Genomic DNA, 769 nt, shown 5'->3' with positions numbered 1-769 from the left:
ATCCTACACATTTTAATATGAATATCTACAAATATTGTCGTGTTCATATTTAAGAATAAGAAATAGAAGAAGCTCATAATTATCAACAATTTAATTGTGAGCTTCTTCTAATAGCGAATATAGTTAAATGTATCGAAAATCCTAAATATATAGAATAACACAAATAAAAAGTTACAAATGTAATTTATTAGGAGGTAGAGTTTATGACAATGACAGCAAAAGATACAAATACCTCAACACAGCAACCTATATGGTTGCAAGAATATATTGATTTACCAGAAAGACAAACAAAACTTTATAAAAAAACATTAAGAATTTTGATGTTTTCACAAATCTTTGGGGGAGCAGGACTTGGAGCCGGTGTAACAGTAGGGGCACTTCTTGCACAAGACATGCTAGGGACGGAAAATGCAGCAGGGATTCCAACGGCTTTATTTACTTTAGGTTCTGCAGGAGCTGCCCTACTTATAGGCCGATCTTCACAACGTTTTGGACGTAGAGCAGGACTTGCAGGAGGGTTCCTTGCAGGAGGGATAGGCGCTRTCGGTGTTATAATTGCAGCTTTAACCAACAACATTGCACTTTTATTCCTTTCCCTTCTTATTTATGGAGCTGGGACGGCGTCTAATCTACAAGCGCGATATGCAGGGACGGATCTTGCAACAGATAAACAAAGGGCAACTGCCGCAAGTATGGCCATGGTTTCCACTATACAATGGGAGAATTTGCGGATTCAATCGGTGTTCCAACTTTGGCTGGCCCTTTCATC

General features: G+C 38.5%; 1 pseudogene. It reads left to right on the top strand.

The features are described from left to right. Positions 1-203: 203 nt before the first annotated feature. Positions 204-769 (top strand): annotated as a pseudogene (locus AC1DRF_RS30640) (MFS transporter); the annotation flags it as partial.

Source organism: Priestia sp. P5_B4, assembly GCF_056400385.1.
Note: the sequence above shows the minus strand (reverse complement) of the source record. Positions and strands in the feature narration are given on the sequence as shown.